Genomic DNA, 17,249 nt, shown 5'->3' on the forward strand with positions numbered 1-17,249 from the left:
CCTTCTCTAGTTCAGCAGACCGGCGCTAACGCCGGTTCATTTCCCTGAAGAACTGGAGAATCACCATGACTGCTTCGACTCGCACCCTGTCCGCCACCGCCCTGATCCTGGCCCTGGGTTCTGCCCTGAGCATGACGGCCGTCTCGTCCGCCCACGCAGCCGACGACAACATGGAAAAATGCTTCGGCGTCGCCCTCAAAGGCATGAACAACTGCGCCGCCGGTGCCGGCACCACCTGCGCCGGCACCGCGAAAATGGACTATCAAGGCAACGCGTGGAAATCGGTCCCTAAAGGCACTTGCACCACCCTTGAAAGCAAGACCTCCCCCACCGGCTTCGGCCAACTCCAAGCGTTCAAAGCCAAGTCCTGATCACATCTGCCTGAGGCTCACTGCCATGTCCACTGCGCTTTTCCTCGCCACTGATACCCGATTGCCGCCAAGGGCGGGTCTGGGGCTCAAGGCCGAGCATTTCCATGAAGTACTCCAGACCCAACCGGATCTGGGCTTCTTCGAAGTGCATGCGGAAAACTACATGGTGGCTGGTGGGCCGTTTCATCACTACCTGGGGCGGATACGCGAACAGTACCCGCTGTCGCTGCACGGCGTCGGCCTGTCGATCGGTGGCGAAGGGCCGCTGGATGTCACGCATTTGCGGCGCCTGGCCACACTGATCGAACGCTATCAGCCCCAGTCCTTTTCCGAACACCTGGCCTGGTCCAGCCATGGCCCGGTGTTCCTCAATGACCTGCTGCCCCTGGCCTACGACCAGGCGAGCCTCGACCGTGTCTGCGAACACGTCGATCAGGTGCAGTCCAGCCTCAAATGCCGGCTGTTGCTGGAAAACCCGGCCACTTATCTGACGTTCGAGGAATCGACCCTCGACGAACCTCACTTCATTGGCGAAGTCATTCGTCGCACCGGCTGCGGCCTGCTATTGGATGTGAACAACGTCTACGTTTCGTGCATCAACCACAGCCGCGATCCACAGGTCTACCTCGACGCCCTGCCCTTGCAAGCCACCGGCGAGATTCATCTGGCCGGGTTTGCCGAAGACGCCGACAGCCTTGGCGAGCGCCTGCTGATAGACGATCACGGGGCGCCCATCGCCAACGAAGTCTGGCAGCTGTATCGCAAGGCACTGGCGCGAACCGGGCCGGTAGCCACCCTGATCGAGCGAGACAACCACGTCCCTGCATTCGAGGTGCTGCTGGCCGAAGCGCGCCAGGCCGAGCGACTGCTAAGCGCCGCCGAAGCCCGGCCATGAGCCGCCAGAGCGAATTTGCCGCGGCCCTGCTCGATCCGCGCCAGGCCTGTCCGCCGGGCCTGATCAGCGCCAATGGCGCCGATTCCGAGAGCCGCTTCGCGGTGTACCGCAACAACGTGCTCAGCTCATTGATCAACGCCCTGGCCGACAACTATCCAGTGGTGACACAACTGGTGGGCGAGGAATTCTTCCGGGGCATGGCCGGTGTCTATGTCCAGTCGGCGGCACCACGGAGCCCGATCATGAGCGACTACGGTGCCGATTTTTCCGGTTTCATCGAACGTTTCGAACCCGCCGCCGGCGTGCCCTATCTCGCGGACGTGGCTCGCCTGGAACGGCTGCAAATCGAGGCCGGGCATGCAGCCGACGCCCAGCCCATGAGCGCGGAACGAGTCGTGGAATTACTGTCCTGCCCCACCCTCGCAGCGCATCTGAAGATCGCCTTCCACCCATCGCTGCGTCTGCTGAAATCACCTTTCGCCGTGGTCACGATCTGGGCTGCCCATCAACAAAAGCCTCTCGTAGCGTTCGAGCCGCGCGCCGCACAAAACGCCCTGGTACTGCGCAATGGCCTCGACGTGGAAGTGCTCGCGATCAGCCATGGTGCCCATGCCTTCATCACCTCCCTGCAGCAAGGCCTACCCCTGACAGCGGCAATCGAGCGCTACACCGACCTCGACCTGGAGCACCTCCTGGGGAGGCTCATCCGCCACCAGGCCATCACTGGCCTCCTATCTGAACAGGTAACCCAATGAACGCCCTGATTACTGGTTTCATTCAATGGCTGGAGAAAATCCCCCACAGCCTGATCGCCTTTATTGCGCGTTTCTCCATCGCTGCGGTGTTCTGGAAATCCGGCCAGACCAAAATCGAAGGCCTGGCCATCGACCTGTTCGAGGGCACCTTCCAGATCGGCCTACCGCATCTGGCGGACTCGACCATTCCCCTGTTCAAAAGCGAATATGCCCTGCCGTTGCTGTCACCGGAACTGGCGGCGCATCTGGCGGCCTCTGCCGAGCATGTGTTCCCGGTGTTGATTCTGTTTGGCCTGGCGACACGTTTCTCGGCGATGGCCCTGCTGGGCATGACCTTGACCATTCAGCTGTTCGTCTACCCGGACGCCTACCCGACCCACGGCACCTGGGCGGCGGTATTGCTCTACCTGATGGCGCGCGGACCGGGGTTGCTGTCCATCGACCACTTGATCGCCAGGCGTTATACCCACTGACTAAACCCAGAACACCTGTGGGAGCGAGCCTGCTCGCGATAGCAATACTCGCTTCAATACAGTTGTTGGCTGACCCACCGCTATCGCGAGCAGGCTCGCTCCCACAAGGGTTATCCAATGGGTTTAGACCATTATCACTTGAGCCGATCCAACGCCTCGCCACTGCGCTTGAACCAATCGATCAAGTAATCGGCCAGTACCTGGGTGCGCTTGGGCAATCCGCCCTGGTACGGATGCACCAGGTACATCGGCATACGCCGGGTCTGGTAATCGCGCAGCACCCAGCGCAGGCGTCCGTCAGCCAGTTCTTCATGCAGCAGGTATGACGGCAACCGGGCGATTCCGGCACCGGCCAGGGCGGCTTTTTTCAACAGACTGTAGTGATTGCTGGCGAACGGCCCCGACACCCGGACCCGCAGCAGTTCGTGTTGCTGGTGATAAAGCCATTCTTCCCGGCCGCTGTAGTGGCTGTTGAGCAGGCAGCGGTGTTCGGCCAGGGCCTGGGGCGTCTCGGGTTCGCCATAGTGTTCGAGGTAGGCCGGGCTGGCGCAGGTCATTTCGTGCCACGCCAGCAACGGCCGAGCCACCAATCGCTCATCGAGGGCGGCGTCGGAGCGGATCGCCAGGTCGAAGCCATCGCGAGTCAGATCGCGGTAACCGTTGTTGAGCTCCAGTTCGATCTGCACATTGGGATAGGTGCGCGCGAATTCCATCAGCAAGCCTTCGAAGAAGGTTTCGCCCAATGAAACCGGAACCGTCATACGCACCGGTCCAGAAACATCATCCTTCAATCGAGCCAATGCCTGACGCGCCCTTTCCACCTGAACCAGTAGCGCCTGGGCCTGGGGCAACAACGCCGCGCCGGCCGCCGTGAGGCTCAAGCGGCGTGTGGTGCGCTGCAGCAATACCACGCTGAACCGACTCTCCAACAAGCTGATGCGCTTGGACAATTGGCCCTTGCTGCAGCCCAACTGCTGGGCCGCCAGGGTGAAACTGCCGGCCTCCATCAACACGGCAAACGCCGCCAGGTCATCCATCTCACTCATCGGATTGTTTCCAAATGAAAACCAAAGGTTGCCTATTAGCACGATTATCAGCGCAAAGATCCCCTCTAGACTGAAAACTCGTTCAACCCATTGAGGAACAGCCATGAAAATCCTGTTGATCGGCGCCCACGGCACCATCGGTTCGGCCATCGATAACGAACTGTCGCCCCGCCACGAAATCGTGCGGATTGGCCGCCACAGCGGTGAATTGCACGTGGATATCAGTGACAGCGCCTCGATCCGCGCTCTGTTCGAAAAAACCGGCCGTTTTGATGCCCTGGTCTGCGCAGCGGGCAATGTCACCTTTGCCCCCCTGGGCGAGATGACCGAAGACAGCTTCGCCCTGGGCTTGAAAGACAAGCTGATGGGCCAGGTCAACCTGCTGCTGATCGGCCGCGAATTCGCCAACGACGGCGCATCCTTCACCTTCACCACCGGCGTGCTCAGCCACGATCCGATCAAGAGCGGTGCGTCGGCGGCCCTGGTCAACGGTGCCCTGGACAGTTTCGTGCGCGCCGCGGCAATCGAGTTGCCACGGGGCTTGCGAGTCAACTCGGTGAGCCCGAACGTGTTGGTGGAAGCCATGGACAAATACGCCCCCTACTTCCGTGGCTACAAACCGGTACCAGCCGCCGATGTGGCATTGGCTTACGCCAAGAGCGTCGAAGGCCTACAAACCGGTCAGACCTTTCACGTGGGCTGACACCCCTTGTGATGCAGGAACAGTCTGAGTAACGTGGCGGCACTTGTCTGGAGACCCAATGATGCGTGCCGCCCGCTCCCTGCTGTTTGTCGCCCTCCTGCCGCTCTTTGCCGGCTGCCAATTGCTCGACGCCCCGCGTCAGAGCGCCTCTCACGCCGGCCAGACGCGCATGCAGGGCGAACTCACGGCGGCCGATGGCAAGCTGGTGTTCCAGCCGTGCCAGGAACAGCGCCGCTACATCGTCAACGACAGCGGTGGCACCAGCGTGCTGCAACAGGCCGCCAGCCTGGCCGATGAACAGGGCAAGCTGTTCGCCGATGTGCGTGGCCGTATCGTCTCCAGCGCAGCGGCCGGCACCGACAGCCAGCTGGACGTGGAACAGTTGTATCGCCTGGAGCGCTCAGGCGCCGCATGCAATGACGAAAATTTCAGACTGTTGATCCTGCGCGCCGCCGGCCATGGCCCCGAGTGGAACCTCAAGGCAAGCGGCAAGGGCCTGGTGCTCGAACGTGAGGGCCAGCCGCCCCTGGCTGTGCCTTACATGGAGGAGCAACTGGGTGACGGCCGCTTCAACCTCAGCACCGAAGCCAATGGCCAGAAGGTCGAGCTCTGGGTCACCCCCCAGCGCTGCGTCGACAACGTGAACGGCAGCGTGCAACACATGAGCGCCGAACTGCGGGTCAACGGTCAGGTCCAGCGCGGTTGCGCCTACTTCGGCGGTGCGCGCAACGACTGATTCACAGGTTTTGGCTTATAATCGCCGGTTCACGCCCTGACGCAGTTGTGCGTCCCGCGAACCGGATCCCCTCATGTTACGAATCACCGAACTCAAGCTGCCAATCGACCATCCCGAAGAAGACCTGCGCCCGGCCATTGTGCAGCGCCTGGGCATCGCCAGCGATGATCTGCTCGACTTCACCTTGTTCAAGCGCAGCTACGACGCGCGCAAGAAATCCTCCGAACTGTGCTTCATCTACACCATCGACCTGACGGTGCGCGATGAAGCCAGCCTGCTGCGCAAGTTCGCCGATGACCGTAACGTCAACGAAGCGCCGGATGTCAGCTACAACATGGTCGGCCAGGCACCGGCAGACCTGAGCGAACGACCGATCGTGGTCGGCTTTGGCCCGTGCGGGATCTTCGCCGCCATGTTGCTGGCACAGATGGGCTTCAAGCCGATCATCCTCGAACGCGGCCCGGAAGTGCGCCAGCGTACCAAGGACACCTGGGGCCTGTGGCGCAAAAGCGTGCTCAATCCCGAATCCAACGTGCAGTTCGGTGAAGGTGGCGCGGGGACGTTTTCCGATGGCAAGCTCTACAGCCAGATCAAGGATCCGAAGTTCCTCGGTCGCAAGGTCCTGCACGAGTTCGTCAAGGCCGGCGCACCGGAAGAAATCCTCTACGTCAGCAAGCCGCACATCGGTACGTTCCGCCTGACAGGCGTAGTGGAAAACATGCGTGAGCAAATTCGCGCCCTGGGCGGTGAAGTGCGCTTCCAGCAGCGCGTCACCGATGTGCTGATCGAGGACGGCCAGTTGGTCGGCGTCGAACTGGCCAGCGGTGAACGGATTCATTCCAGGCATGTGATCCTGGCCCTGGGCCACAGCGCCCGGGACACCTTCCGCATGCTCCACAGCCGTGGCGTGTACATGGAAGCCAAACCGTTCTCGGTGGGTTTCCGCATCGAACACCCGCAATCGCTGATCGACAGCGCACGCCTGGGCAAGTACGCCGGCCACCCGAAACTGGGGGCCGCCGACTACAAACTGGTGCACCACGCCAAGAACGGTCGCTCGGTGTACAGCTTCTGCATGTGCCCGGGCGGTACCGTGGTGGCCGCGACCTCCGAGCCGAACCGCGTCGTGACCAACGGCATGAGCCAGTATTCCCGCAACGAGCGCAACGCCAACTCCGGCATCGTCGTCGGCATTACTCCGGAAGTGGATTATCCGGGTGGCCCTCTGGCCGGGATCGAGTTGCAGGAGCGCCTGGAGTCCCACGCGTTCGTGCTCGGCGGCAGCAACTACGAGGCTCCGGCGCAACTGGTGGGCGATTTCATCGCCGGCAAGCCGTCCACGGCACTGGGCAGCGTCGAACCGTCCTACAAGCCCGGCGTCTCCTTGGGCGACCTGGCCTTGGCCCTGCCGGACTTCGCCATCGAAGCCATCCGCGAAGCCCTGCCGGCGTTCGAGAAGCAGATTCGCGGTTATTCGCTGCACGACGCCGTGCTGACCGGGATCGAAACCCGCACCTCGTCGCCACTGCGCATTACCCGCAACGAATCGCTGCAGAGCCTGAACGTCAAGGGGCTGTTCCCCGCTGGTGAAGGCGCCGGTTACGCGGGCGGGATCCTGTCGGCGGGCGTGGACGGGATCCGGATTGCCGAGGCGGTGGCGCGGGATATCCTGGGGCTGAAGGCCTGACAGAAGCGTCCTTGCGAGGGCAATGCTGTTCACTCAAGGCCGAATTTGCTTAAGTGAATAGCATGACCCTGTGGGAGCGAGCCTGCTCGCGATGGCGGCTTGGCATTCAACACAGATGTTGACTGGTCCACCGCTATCGCGAGCAGGCTCGCTCCCACAATGGGTCTCAGCGTTTTCAGATATTCGCCCGCAACACACTCTCTGGCAGCGCCTCACCCCGCTCTACACTCGCCGCCACGGCCTCCATCAATCCACTCAACTCATAGCCCTGGGCCTTGAGCCACGCCGGGTCGTAATAGGTCGTGGCATAGCGCTCGCCGCCGTCACACAAGATCGCCACGATCGACCCTGACTCCCCCGCCTGCATCATCTGCTTCGCGGCGATCAACGCACCGATCAGGTTGGTACCGCTGGAACCACCGACCCGTCGTCCCAAGCGCTCGGCCAGGTAATGCATGGCCGCCAATGACAGGGCGTCCGGGACCTTGACCATCGCATCGATGACTTTGGGCAAAAACGACGCCTCGACCCGTGGCCGGCCGATACCCTCGATGCGCGAGCCACAATCCAGGCGCAGGTTGGCATCGCCGCTGCGGTAGTAGTCGAAGAACACCGAACGCTCGGCGTCGGCGCACAACACTCGGGTGCCGTGCTGGCGATAACGCACGTAGCGCCCCAGGGTGGCCGTGGTGCCGCCGGTGCCGGGGCTGGAAATCAGCCAGCTTGGCTCCGGATGCCGCTCGAAGCGCATCTGCTGGAAGATCGACTCGGCAATGTTGTTATTGGCCCGCCAGTCCGTGGCGCGCTCGGCATAGGTGAACTGGTCGATGAAGTGACCGTCATGTTCACGGGCCAGGCGTTCGGACTCGGCGTAGATCTGCGTCGGATCGTCCACCAGATGGCTCTGGCCGCCATAGAAGGCGATCTGTGCGATTTTTTCCCTGGAGGTAGTCGCCGGCATCACCGCAATGAACGGCAGGCCCAGCAGCCGGGCAAAGTACGCCTCCGAAATGGCTGTCGAACCGCTGGAAGCTTCGATCACCGGCGCCCCAGGCTTGAGCCAACCGTTACACAACGCATAGAGAAACAGCGAACGGGCCAGCCGATGCTTGAGGCTACCAGTGGGATGGCTGGACTCATCCTTGAAATACAGTTCGATGCCCGGCAGGCCAGGCAGCGGTAGCGGAATCAGGTGGGTATCGGCGCTGCGCTGGAAGTCAGCCTCGATGATGCGGATCGCTTCGCGCGCCCACTGGCGGTGGTCGTTCATGGTGTGTTCTCGCTGGATCGGTTCGACGCGGGGAAACCTGATGTTCATGCAGGCGCGACTTTGGTCTCGGAAAAACCAGTCACAAGCTTAGGAAAAAACCGACATCGCGCACAGGTACAGCTAAGGTCCAATATGCGCCGTAACTGCCCGACCGCGACGTGCAGGCGTTGTAACGTCATATAACAAAAAAGAATATAACTTTTGTTTTAACAACTAACAGTACGGGTTAGGGTGTGCCATCTTTTTGATTCGATGAATGGAGAGCGATCGTGGCTCTACGTAATTCTCTGACACGTTTTTTCCAGCTGGAGGCTGCCAGTGGCCTGCTGCTGATCGCTGCCGCCGTACTGGCCCTGGCCATCAATAATTCGCCGCTGTCCTGGCTGTATAACGGCCTGCTGGACACTCCGGTGGTGGCCCAGGTCGGCGCGCTGAAGATCGCCAAGCCCTTGCTGCTATGGATCAACGACGGCCTGATGGCAATGTTCTTCCTGCTCATTGGCCTGGAGGTCAAGCGCGAGGTCCTCGATGGGCAACTGTCGAAGCCTTCGCAAATCGTCCTGCCGGGCGCGGCGGCGATTGGCGGCATGGTGGTGCCGGCGCTGATCTACTGGTTCCTCAACCGCGACAATCCCCCCGCTCTCGCCGGCTGGGCGATTCCGACGGCCACCGACATCGCGTTCGCCCTCGGCGTGCTGGCCTTGCTCGGCAAGCGGGTGCCGGTGTCGCTCAAGCTGTTCCTGATGACCCTGGCGATCATCGACGACCTGGGCGCCATCATCATCATCGCCATCTTCTACTCCGGCGCACTGTCGACCTTGTCGCTCATGCTGGCAGCTGCCTGCATCGCCGCATTGGTGGCAATGAACCGGATGGGCGTGGTCAAGCTCGGGCCCTACATGGTCGTGGGCCTGATCCTCTGGGTCTGCGTACTCAAGAGCGGTGTCCATGCCACCTTGGCCGGGGTGACCCTGGCGTTCTGCATCCCGCTGCGCACGAAGAATGCCGAATCTTCACCGCTGCTGAGCCTGGAGCATGCACTGCATCCCTGGGTGGCCTACGGCATCCTGCCGCTATTCGCCTTCGCCAACGCCGGCCTGTCCCTGAGCGGCGTCACCGTCGAAAGCTTCACTCATCACGTACCGATGGGTATCGCGATCGGCCTGCTGCTGGGCAAGACCGTCGGTGTCTTCGGCCTGACCTGGCTGGCCGTGAAAATCGGCATCGCCAGCCTGCCCGCCGGGGCCAATTGGGGCCAGGTGCTGGGCGTGGCGATCCTGTGTGGCATCGGGTTCACCATGAGCCTGTTTGTCGGCTCTCTTGCGTTCGAGCCGGGTGTCAGCGACTACGCGGGCATGGACCGGATGGGGATTCTCACCGGGTCGATTCTGGCGGCGGTGCTGGGTTATGCGGTGACGGCGGCGGCCAGTCGCAAGCAGCCTGCATTGCCAGGCTGATTCCTGGTTGCCTGAGGGGTGCGTATATCCATTGCTGCGGTAACGGCTACTTAGGGTTCCGCCCTTACGGCGGCTCACTTTTGAAGAGCGCAAAAGTAAGCAAAACGCTTTATGCCCCACCACTCGGTGCCTCGCTTAGGCTCGGCATGCCCTCACTCCGGCATTGCTCCGTGGGCCCGCCGCGAAGGGCCATCCATGGCCCAGCGCGGCTATCCCGGCATCCATGCCGGGTTGCCCACTACGCAATGCCTGCGTTCGGCCAGCGTGGTTAACGGGGCGCCGAAATCTACGTCCAACGCGAGGCGGCCTGATAGCCGACCTGGCTCTCCCGGTCGTACTCCGATCCAACTGTGGGAGCGAGCCTGCTCGCGATGAGGCTGGCACTCATTGCATCAAGCTATCCACAGTCCTGTGGCAAGGGGATTTATCCCCGTTGGGCTGCGCAGCAGCCCCTGGGCAGGTAACTCAATCTGTCTGATACAACAGGGTTGCTCGGTTTTGGGGCCGCTTCGCGCCCAGCGGGGATAAATCCCCTCGCCACAGAGGGCCCTGTGTTCATTGGTATTTTTTTATTCGCCTTCTGATTTTTCGCGAGCAGGCTCGCTCCCACAGGAAAAAACGCGGTCTCACCAAGAACCAGGTCGGCTATCAGGCCGCCTCGCGTTGGACGTAGATTTCGGCGCCCCGTTAACCACGCTGGCTGAACGAAGGCATTGCGCAGTGGGCAACCCGGCATGGATGCCGGGTTAGCCGCGCTGGGCCATGGATGGCCCTTCGCGGCGGCCCCACGGAGCAATGCCTTCGTTCAGGCATGCCGAGCCCAGGCGAGGCACCGAGTGGTGGGGCAAAAGCGTTTTGGTTACTTTTGCGCTTCTCAAAAGTGACCCGCTGTAAGAGCGGAACCATAAGCAGCCGTTACCGAAGAAACGGATATGTACACCGCCCCGCCCCCGGAAACAAAGCCATAAAAAAACGGCGCCTTCCGTCCAGGACAAGGCGCCGTTTTCTCAAACAATTCCAGCTTAGTGGGATACGCGACTCGTACCATCCACAGTGGAAATACGAACCCGCTCACCCACACGGAACACCTCGTTTTCCTGCACCTGCTGCACATAGGCGCGCATGCTGCCGTCATCTTCACGAACGGTGATTTCCACGCCCTGGGTACGGGTCAGGCCTTCTTCAGTGGCGGAGCCGATCAGCCCACCGGCCACGGCGCCGATCACCGCGGCGACGATGCTGCCACGGCCACCACCGATGGCGCTGCCGCCTACACCGCCGACCACGGCACCGGCGGCACCGCCGATTGGGGTCTTGGTGCCCTCGATCTTGACCGGACGCAGGGCTTCGATGGTCCCCATGCGAATCGTCTGCACGCGACGCGCTTCGTCACGGGAGTAGGAGTCACCGGTCAGGCTCGACTGACAGCCAGTGAGCAACATCGCCATCGTGGAAAAGGAAGCAACCAGCAAAACAGACTTACGCATAGCATCAACTCCAAAAGACAGGGATTCATTAAACTCCGCGACTTGACGCCTGTCACGGTCTCGCCGGGATAAAATTGTTTTCATTCAGGTGGGATACAGGCACACCCGAAAAATTCACCCAACAGTAGCGCCAATTTCCGAAACCTGCGTCATCAACCCGGGGATTTTTCATGGATTATTTCATTATCGTCGCGATCACCGTGGCCGGCTTGTACTTCCACTGGTGGTTGTACGTGCGGATCAAACGCTGGATGGACCGCGACCTGGCGCTGTCCCTGGCGGGGCGGGATGAACGGAAAAAGACCTACATGCTGCAACAACTGGCCCGCGCCCGGGAGCAAGGCATCAAGCGCCGGGACTTGCCGCAATGGCTTCAAACCGCTGCGGCAGGTTATCGCGGCTAAGGCGCCAGGCGCTCGCGAATCCAGTTCGCCTCTTGCAGGCGATAGTTGAGGCGATCATGCAGGCGGCTCGGACGGCCTTGCCAGAACTCGATGCGCTCGGGCAACAAACGATAACCACCCCAATGTTCCGGGCAGTGCGGTTGGCTGTCGCTGAAACGTTGTTCGGTGGCCTTGAGCAAGTCGTCCAGCTCAGCGCGCCCTGAAATCACCCGGCTCTGGGGTGAAGCCCAGGCGCCGAGACGGCTGCCCAGCGGGCGAACCTGATAATAGGCGTCCGATTCCTGCGCCGTGACCTTCACCACTTTCCCCTCGATGCGCACCTGACGCTCCAGGGCTGGCCAGAAAAACGTCATGGCCGCAAATGGATTCGCGGCCAGTTGCTGGCCCTTGGCGCTGTCGTAGTTGGTGAAGAACGTGAAGCCCAAGGCATCCAGACCCTTGAGCAGCAGGATCCGGCAGTGCGGTCGCCCTTGTGCATCCACCGTCGCCAGGGTCATGGCATTAGCCTCCACCGGGGCCTGCTCGGTTTTCACCGCGTCGGCGAACCATTGGTGGAACAGTGCAAATGGCTCGGCCGGGGCTTGTGCCTCGGTCAAGCCATCGCGGGTGTAGTCGCGGCGCATATCAGCCAGCGGTTGGGTCATGGCGCGTTCCTTGTGGTTAGCCCATCACTGCTTGGGGGTATCGGCGGCCGCGACTTTCTTGGTATCGGTGGCGGCTTTGGCCGGTTGGGGTTTCTTCGCCGCCGTAGTGGCCTTGGCTGGAGCTTTTTTCGCTGGAGCCTTGGCCGCGGCTTTTTTGGCCGGGGCTTTCTTGGCAGTGGAGGTCACGGTTTTTTTAGCTGCAGGCGCCGGGGCCGGAGGCACAGGCTTCACGTCCTGGGCCGCCACCAGCGTCACCGGCGCAGGGGCCGGCATGTTGTACTTGCTCAGCAGCGCAACCATGGTGTTGGCCGGCGTGACCAGCAGTTCCACGCGACGGTTCAAGGCACGGCCTTCCACGCTGTCGTTAGCCGCGCGAGGTGCCACTGCGCCCATGCCACGCAGCATCAGGCGATCACGTTGCAGGCCGCTGAGACGGAAAATCGCCGCCACGGACTGGGCGCGCTCCTGGCTGAGCTTCAGGTTCGCAGGCGCGGCGCCCGAAGTATCGGCGTGGCCGAGGATCAGCACGGCGGTCTTCGGGTCGGCTTCAAGGATTTTCGCCACGCGGGTGAACGGGCCGAGGGTCACGGGCAGCAGCATGGCCGGACGATCCGGGTTGAAGGAGCCGTCCACGGGCGCAATGACCACCAGCACGTTGTCACGACGTTCGAGTTCGAGCTTGCTGTCCTGGATGGCTGTGCGCAGCTTCGGTTCGTAGTCGTCGAGCCAGGCCTGAGTGACTTTCGGGTCGAGCATCGGTACCGCCTTGGCGGTCTCCTGGTCCTTGCCGCCGAAAGGCCACCACCACTTGCCGTTGCTTTCGGCTTCGGCCTTGGCAACGGCCGGTGCCTTGGCTTCAGGCTTGTCTTGAAGCTTGACATCATCTTTCTTCGCGACGTCAGCAGCGTCATCGGAAGAGAACGGCCACCACCAGTGCGTGGCACTCTCGGCCTTGGCTTGCGGGGCGACGGCCGCCGGTTTCAGGGGCGCCGCCGGTGTCGTGTCCTTGGCCGCAACCTTGTCGGAAGAGCCGAACGGCCACCAGCTACTGCCGCCTTCGGCATCATTTTGTGGGGTTTGTGCGCAACCGGTGATAGCGAAGCACAGCGCCAGAGCGAGGGTTTTATTCGATGACATTGGATATCCACAAAATGATCTGAATGAAAAAACAAAAGGCCATGTTCGGGCCGCATAAACAGACGCTTGGAAACTGAAAAGGACACGAGGTTCCGGTGTCCGCTGCCTTCAATGGCGTTTTACAGACAAGTGGCGAGCACCCTCGCCAGGTTCTGCGCGCGCGGGTCCATCAACACATAAGGCCCGAGTGTGTTGGTCACGAAGCCGAAAGCCACATCCTGTTCCGGATCGGCAAACCCGGTGGAGCCTCCTGCCCCCGGATGACCGAATGCCCGTGGGCCGAGGCCATAGGTCGCATTCGGTACGTCCGGCTGGTCGAGCATGCAACCCAGGCCGAAACGGGTCCGGGTCAACAGTGTCTTGTCCTCGCCGAGGCTGTGCTGGCGAGTCAGTTCGTCGAGCATTTCACCTTCCAGCAAACTGCCGTCCAACAGACCGGCGTAGAACCCGGCCAGGCTACGGGCATTGCCGTGGCCGTTGGCCGCCGGTTGCTGCATGCGTCGCCACTCCGGCTTGTTGGTGCTGGTCATGATCGACGGCGGGTTGGTGAAGGCCCGGGTGGTCATGGCCGTGGGCTCGCGCATCGTCACCTGCAGCAGGCGCTGGGCCGCTGCATCACCAACGTTGCCTTTGCCACGGGCAATGTGGGCCACGCGATGAAATTCCTCATCGGCCAGGCCGACATGGAAATCCAGACCCAATGGCTTGGCAACCCGAGCCACGATGGACTCCCCCGGGCCACGTCCATCGGCCCGGCGCAGCAGTTCGCCGATCAGCCAGCCGTAGGTGATCGCCGCGTAGCCATGGCCTTCGCCCGGCGTCCACCAAGGGGTTTCAGCGGCCAGGGCATCGACCATGGCCTGCCAGTCATACAGCGCTGCCGGCGGCAGCAATTCACGCAGCGCCGGCAATCCAGCCTGATGGCAAAGCAGCTGGCGCAGGGTGATGGATTGCTTGCCAGCCGCGGCAAACTCAGGCCAATAGCGAGCAACCGGGGCATCCAGCTGTAACTTGCCCTCGGCCACCAGTTGCAGGGCGGTGACAGCGGTAAACGTCTTGGTGCAGGAAAACAGATTGGCGATGGTGTCGCTGTGCCAGGCTTCGCTGCCATCCTTGTCGGCGGTACCGGCCCACAGATCGACCACGGTCCGGCCACCCACTTGAATGCACAACGCGGCGCCACGCTCCTGGGGATCATCGAACAGCGCCGCGAAGGCTTCACGCACCGCCTCGAACTGAAGTTCATAATGGCCTTGAATCTGCACCCGCAACTCCTTTGAAACAAACACTTTTTAAAGTGCTGGCATTGTTTCAGCCATTCAGGCTTTTGGGAACCGTCGCAAGACGGCTGACCGGACTGGCACTGGCCCCGTCAAGCAAAAATCATCGGAATCTAGGAAATCTCCCGCCGAAACGGTGGCAGCGCATTGAGGATCGCCTTGCCGTAGCGTTGGGTCACCAACCGCCGGTCAAGCAAGGTGATAGTGCCGCGGTCCTCTTCGGTACGCAGCAAACGGCCACAGGCCTGGACCAGTTTCAGCGACGCGTCCGGCACGGAGATCTCCATGAACGGGTTGCCGCCACGGGCTTCGATCCACTCGGCCAGCGCTGCTTCCACCGGGTCGTCGGGGACGGAGAACGGGATCTTGGCGATCACCACGTGCTCGCAATAGGCACCCGGCAAATCCACGCCTTCGGCAAAACTCGCCAGGCCGAACAGCACGCTGGAGTCCCCGCCGTCGACCCGCGCCTTGTGCTTGTTCAGGGTTTCCTGCTTCGACAGGTTGCCCTGGATGAACACCTGTTTGCGCCAGTCACGGTCAAGCCCATCGAACACGTCCTGCATCTGTTTACGCGAGGAAAACAACACCAGGGTGCCCCGCGAGCCTTCCACCAGTTCCGGCAAGTCACGAATGATCGCCGCGGTGTGGGCGGCGGCATCCCGTGGGTCGGCCTTGAGATCCGGCACCCGCAGCACACCGGCGTCGGCGTGATGGAAGGGGCTCGGGACCACGGCGGTCACGGCTTTCTTCGGCAGGCCGGCGCGCATACGGAAACGGTCGAACGTGCCCAGGGCGGTCAGCGTGGCGGATGTCACCAACGCGCCGTAGGCCACGTTCCACAGGTTGCGACGCAGCATTTCCGCCGCCAGGATCGGGCTGGCATTGACCTCGATGTCGAACAGCGAACCGCTCTCGGCCAGGGTCAGCCAGCGCGCCATCGGCGGGCTGTCCTCCGGGTCTTCGGCGGTGAAGGCCGTCCACAGTTCCCAGTTGCCCTGGGAGCGGGACAACAGACTGCCGAACAGCGGATACCATTCCTCGGCCTGGTTGCTGGCGATGCCGATGTTGACCTCGCCGTCCATGCCTTCCTTGAGCAGGTCGGTCAGGCGGGTGAACAGATCGGTCAGGCGGGCGAAACCTTTCTTGAGCTCGATGCCCATTTCGCGCATGTGTTCAGGAATCACCCCGCCGACGAAGCGATGGCGTGGCCGCTCGCGGCCCTCGACGTCTTCGCCGGGCTTGAAGTCGGCCACTTGCTCGCAGGCGGTGAACATAAACTGCTGGTTCGTCTTGATTTCCCGCGCCAGCTCCGGCACTTGCTCGATGAACTTGCCCAGGTCACCCGGCAACGGATGCTGGGCCAGCAGTTTGGTGAGGTTCTTGGCGGTGGTTTCCAGCCAGTCGGCGGTGGAGCGTAGCCGGGTGTAATGGGCGAAATGGCCGATGGCCTTGTCCGGCAGGTGATGGCCTTCGTCGAATACGTAGATCGTGTCGCGCGGGTCCGGCAGCACCGCGCCACCGCCCAGGGCCAGGTCGGCCAGGACCATGTCGTGGTTGGTGACGATCACGTCGACCTTGCCCATGCCTTCGCGGGCCTTGTAGAAGGCGCACTGGCCGAAGTTCGGGCAATGGCGGTTGGTGCATTGGCTATGGTCAGTGGTCAGGCGCGACCAGTCGGCGTCTTCCAGGGCCGTGGACCAGCTGTCGCGGTCGCCGTCCCACTTATTGCCGGCCAGTTTCTCGATCATGCTGGTAAACAGCTTCTGGCTGGCCTCATCGACTTCGATCTTGAAGCCTTCTTCCTCGAACAGCTGGGCCGTGGCGGTCTGCGCCTGGCCTTCCTGGAGCAGCATGTCGAGCTTGGACAGGCACATGTAGCGCCCACGGCCCTTGGCCAGCGCGAACGTGAAGTTCAGGCCGCTATTGCGCATCAGGTCGGGCAGGTCCTTGTAGACGATCTGCTCCTGCAGGGCGACGGTCGCGGTGGCAATCACCAGGCGCTTGCCGGCGGCCTTGGCGGTGGGGATCGCCGCAAGACTGTAGGCCACGGTCTTGCCGGTACCGGTGCCGGCCTCCACCGCCACGACGGCGGGCTCGCCACTGCGCCGGCCTTCGTCATCGGTGTCGATGTCACCCAGGACTTTTGCCACTTCGGCAATCATCAGGCGCTGGCCATATCGCGGCTTGAGGCTCTTGGCTTCGAGAAAACGCGAATAGGCGCCCTGGATCGTGGTTTTGAGTTCGGTGCTGATCATGAATGGTCGGGCGCTAAAAACGCTGGATAAATTTTCAGTGGTTCGGATCGGCGGCTATCATACCCCGCTAATGAATCCTGCGCAGAACGGAGTAACCCAATGACACCCTTTGCCCTTATCTACACCCTGCATTTGCTGGCGGCCCTGGTTTGGGTCGGCGGCATGTTCTTCGCCTGGATGATCCTGCGCCCCGCCGCAATGACGGCACTTGAGGGCCCTGCCCGGCTCAAATTGTGGGTAGAAGTGTTTCAACGTTTTTTCGTCTGGGTCTGGGTGGCGGTGGTGCTTTTGCCGATCAGCGGTGTAGGCCTGATCCACGTGCGCTTCGCCGGCTTCGAAACCGCGCCGCGTTACGTGCAGGTCATGATGGGCCTGTATGTGGTGATGGCGGCGCTGTTTATCCGCATCCAGGGCCTGCAACTGCCTTCGTTGCGTAACGCTGTGACTGCCCAGGATTGGCCGACGGGTGCGGCGGTGCTGGGGAGAATTCGCAAACTGGTGGGGATCAATTTGCTGATCGGGCTGCTGGTGGTGGCGATTGGCGCGGCGCGGCCGATGTTCTGAAGCAATGGCACAAAACCTGTGGGAGCGGGCTTGCTCGCGAAGGCGGTGGGTCAGTCAGCATTGACTAACCTGATACGCCCTC

17 protein-coding genes are annotated in these 17,249 nt (G+C 62.0%); 10 read left to right on the plus strand and 7 right to left on the minus strand.

The window, feature by feature from the left end; translation table 11 throughout:
* The first annotated feature begins 65 nt into the window (after positions 1–65).
* From AC30D9_RS11010 to AC30D9_RS11025, 4 genes are read left to right on the plus strand one after another with little or no spacing between them, the layout of a single operon-like run.
* Positions 66–371 (plus strand): BufA1 family periplasmic bufferin-type metallophore, encoded by a 306-nt coding sequence (locus AC30D9_RS11010; RefSeq protein ID WP_109755717.1) that lies wholly within the window; start codon positions 66–68, stop codon positions 369–371.
* Positions 372–396: 25 nt separating this feature from the next.
* Positions 397–1,266, plus strand: a complete 870-nt coding sequence (gene bufB, locus AC30D9_RS11015) for an MNIO family bufferin maturase (protein WP_490144032.1) — start codon at positions 397–399, stop codon at positions 1,264–1,266.
* The gene (locus AC30D9_RS11020; protein WP_116831609.1) at positions 1,263–2,021 is read left to right on the plus strand and encodes an HvfC/BufC N-terminal domain-containing protein; all 759 of its coding nucleotides are present in this window, start codon (positions 1,263–1,265) and stop codon (positions 2,019–2,021) included. The genes bufB and AC30D9_RS11020 overlap by 4 nt, the downstream gene beginning before the upstream one ends.
* Complete coding sequence (locus AC30D9_RS11025) at positions 2,018–2,494, plus strand: DoxX family protein (RefSeq protein ID WP_490144033.1); 477 nt, start codon at positions 2,018–2,020, stop codon at positions 2,492–2,494. Before AC30D9_RS11020 ends, AC30D9_RS11025 begins: the two co-directional genes overlap by 4 nt.
* 134 nt (positions 2,495–2,628) lie before the next feature.
* On the opposite strand, the gene AC30D9_RS11030 is transcribed toward AC30D9_RS11025, so the two are convergent.
* Positions 2,629–3,540: a LysR family transcriptional regulator gene (locus AC30D9_RS11030; RefSeq protein WP_490144034.1), complete on the minus strand. Its 912-nt coding sequence runs from the start codon at positions 3,538–3,540 to the stop codon at positions 2,629–2,631.
* Between the two features lie 103 nt (positions 3,541–3,643).
* Here AC30D9_RS11030 and AC30D9_RS11035 point away from each other — a divergent pair, with 103 nt between their 5' ends.
* From AC30D9_RS11035 to AC30D9_RS11045, 3 genes are all read left to right on the plus strand, one after another.
* Entirely contained in the window at positions 3,644–4,243 is a 600-nt protein-coding gene (locus AC30D9_RS11035; RefSeq protein ID WP_134923068.1) for a short chain dehydrogenase, read from the plus strand.
* A 61-nt stretch (positions 4,244–4,304) separates the two neighbouring features.
* Complete coding sequence (locus AC30D9_RS11040) at positions 4,305–4,979, plus strand: COG3650 family protein (protein WP_490144199.1); 675 nt, start codon at positions 4,305–4,307, stop codon at positions 4,977–4,979.
* Between the two features lie 73 nt (positions 4,980–5,052).
* Complete coding sequence (locus tag AC30D9_RS11045) at positions 5,053–6,666, plus strand: NAD(P)/FAD-dependent oxidoreductase (RefSeq protein ID WP_307574884.1); 1,614 nt, start codon at positions 5,053–5,055, stop codon at positions 6,664–6,666.
* Between the two features lie 175 nt (positions 6,667–6,841).
* Here the strand turns inward: AC30D9_RS11045 and AC30D9_RS11050 are convergent, their stop codons facing one another.
* The gene (locus AC30D9_RS11050; protein WP_134926585.1) at positions 6,842–7,936 is read right to left on the minus strand and encodes a PLP-dependent cysteine synthase family protein; all 1,095 of its coding nucleotides are present in this window, start codon (positions 7,934–7,936) and stop codon (positions 6,842–6,844) included.
* Positions 7,937–8,205: 269 nt separating this feature from the next.
* Here AC30D9_RS11050 and nhaA point away from each other — a divergent pair, with 269 nt between their 5' ends.
* Positions 8,206–9,393, plus strand: a complete 1,188-nt coding sequence (gene nhaA, locus AC30D9_RS11055) for a Na+/H+ antiporter NhaA (RefSeq protein WP_134923066.1) — start codon at positions 8,206–8,208, stop codon at positions 9,391–9,393.
* Between the two features lie 1,022 nt (positions 9,394–10,415).
* On the opposite strand, the gene AC30D9_RS11060 is transcribed toward nhaA, so the two are convergent.
* Positions 10,416–10,880, minus strand: a complete 465-nt coding sequence (locus tag AC30D9_RS11060; protein WP_047228399.1) for an outer membrane lipoprotein — start codon at positions 10,878–10,880, stop codon at positions 10,416–10,418.
* 170 nt (positions 10,881–11,050) lie between these two features.
* On the opposite strand from AC30D9_RS11060, the gene AC30D9_RS11065 reads away from it, so the two are divergent.
* On the plus strand, positions 11,051–11,284 hold the full coding sequence (locus tag AC30D9_RS11065) for a hypothetical protein (protein WP_490144035.1): 234 nt from the start codon (positions 11,051–11,053) through the stop codon (positions 11,282–11,284).
* On the opposite strand, the gene pdxH is transcribed toward AC30D9_RS11065, so the two are convergent.
* From pdxH to dinG, 4 genes are all read right to left on the minus strand, one after another.
* A complete protein-coding gene (pdxH, locus tag AC30D9_RS11070) occupies positions 11,281–11,928 on the minus strand; it encodes a pyridoxamine 5'-phosphate oxidase (RefSeq protein WP_134923065.1) in 648 nt (215 codons plus the stop codon). The two genes, AC30D9_RS11065 and pdxH, sit on opposite strands and share 4 nt — an antisense overlap.
* Before the next feature lie 24 nt (positions 11,929–11,952).
* Entirely contained in the window at positions 11,953–13,065 is a 1,113-nt protein-coding gene (locus AC30D9_RS11075; protein WP_490144036.1) for an OmpA family protein, read from the minus strand.
* A 119-nt stretch (positions 13,066–13,184) separates the two neighbouring features.
* The gene (locus tag AC30D9_RS11080) at positions 13,185–14,330 is read right to left on the minus strand and encodes a serine hydrolase domain-containing protein (protein ID WP_134923063.1); all 1,146 of its coding nucleotides are present in this window, start codon (positions 14,328–14,330) and stop codon (positions 13,185–13,187) included.
* A gap of 128 nt (positions 14,331–14,458) precedes the next feature.
* Positions 14,459–16,603 (minus strand): ATP-dependent DNA helicase DinG, encoded by a 2,145-nt coding sequence (gene dinG, locus AC30D9_RS11085; protein ID WP_134923062.1) that lies wholly within the window; start codon positions 16,601–16,603, stop codon positions 14,459–14,461.
* Positions 16,604–16,702: 99 nt separating this feature from the next.
* Between dinG and AC30D9_RS11090 the strand changes: the two genes are divergently transcribed.
* Complete coding sequence (locus tag AC30D9_RS11090; protein ID WP_490144037.1) at positions 16,703–17,167, plus strand: CopD family protein; 465 nt, start codon at positions 16,703–16,705, stop codon at positions 17,165–17,167.
* The last annotated feature ends 82 nt before the right edge of the window (positions 17,168–17,249 follow it).

This window comes from Pseudomonas sp. DF11 (assembly GCF_058148565.1).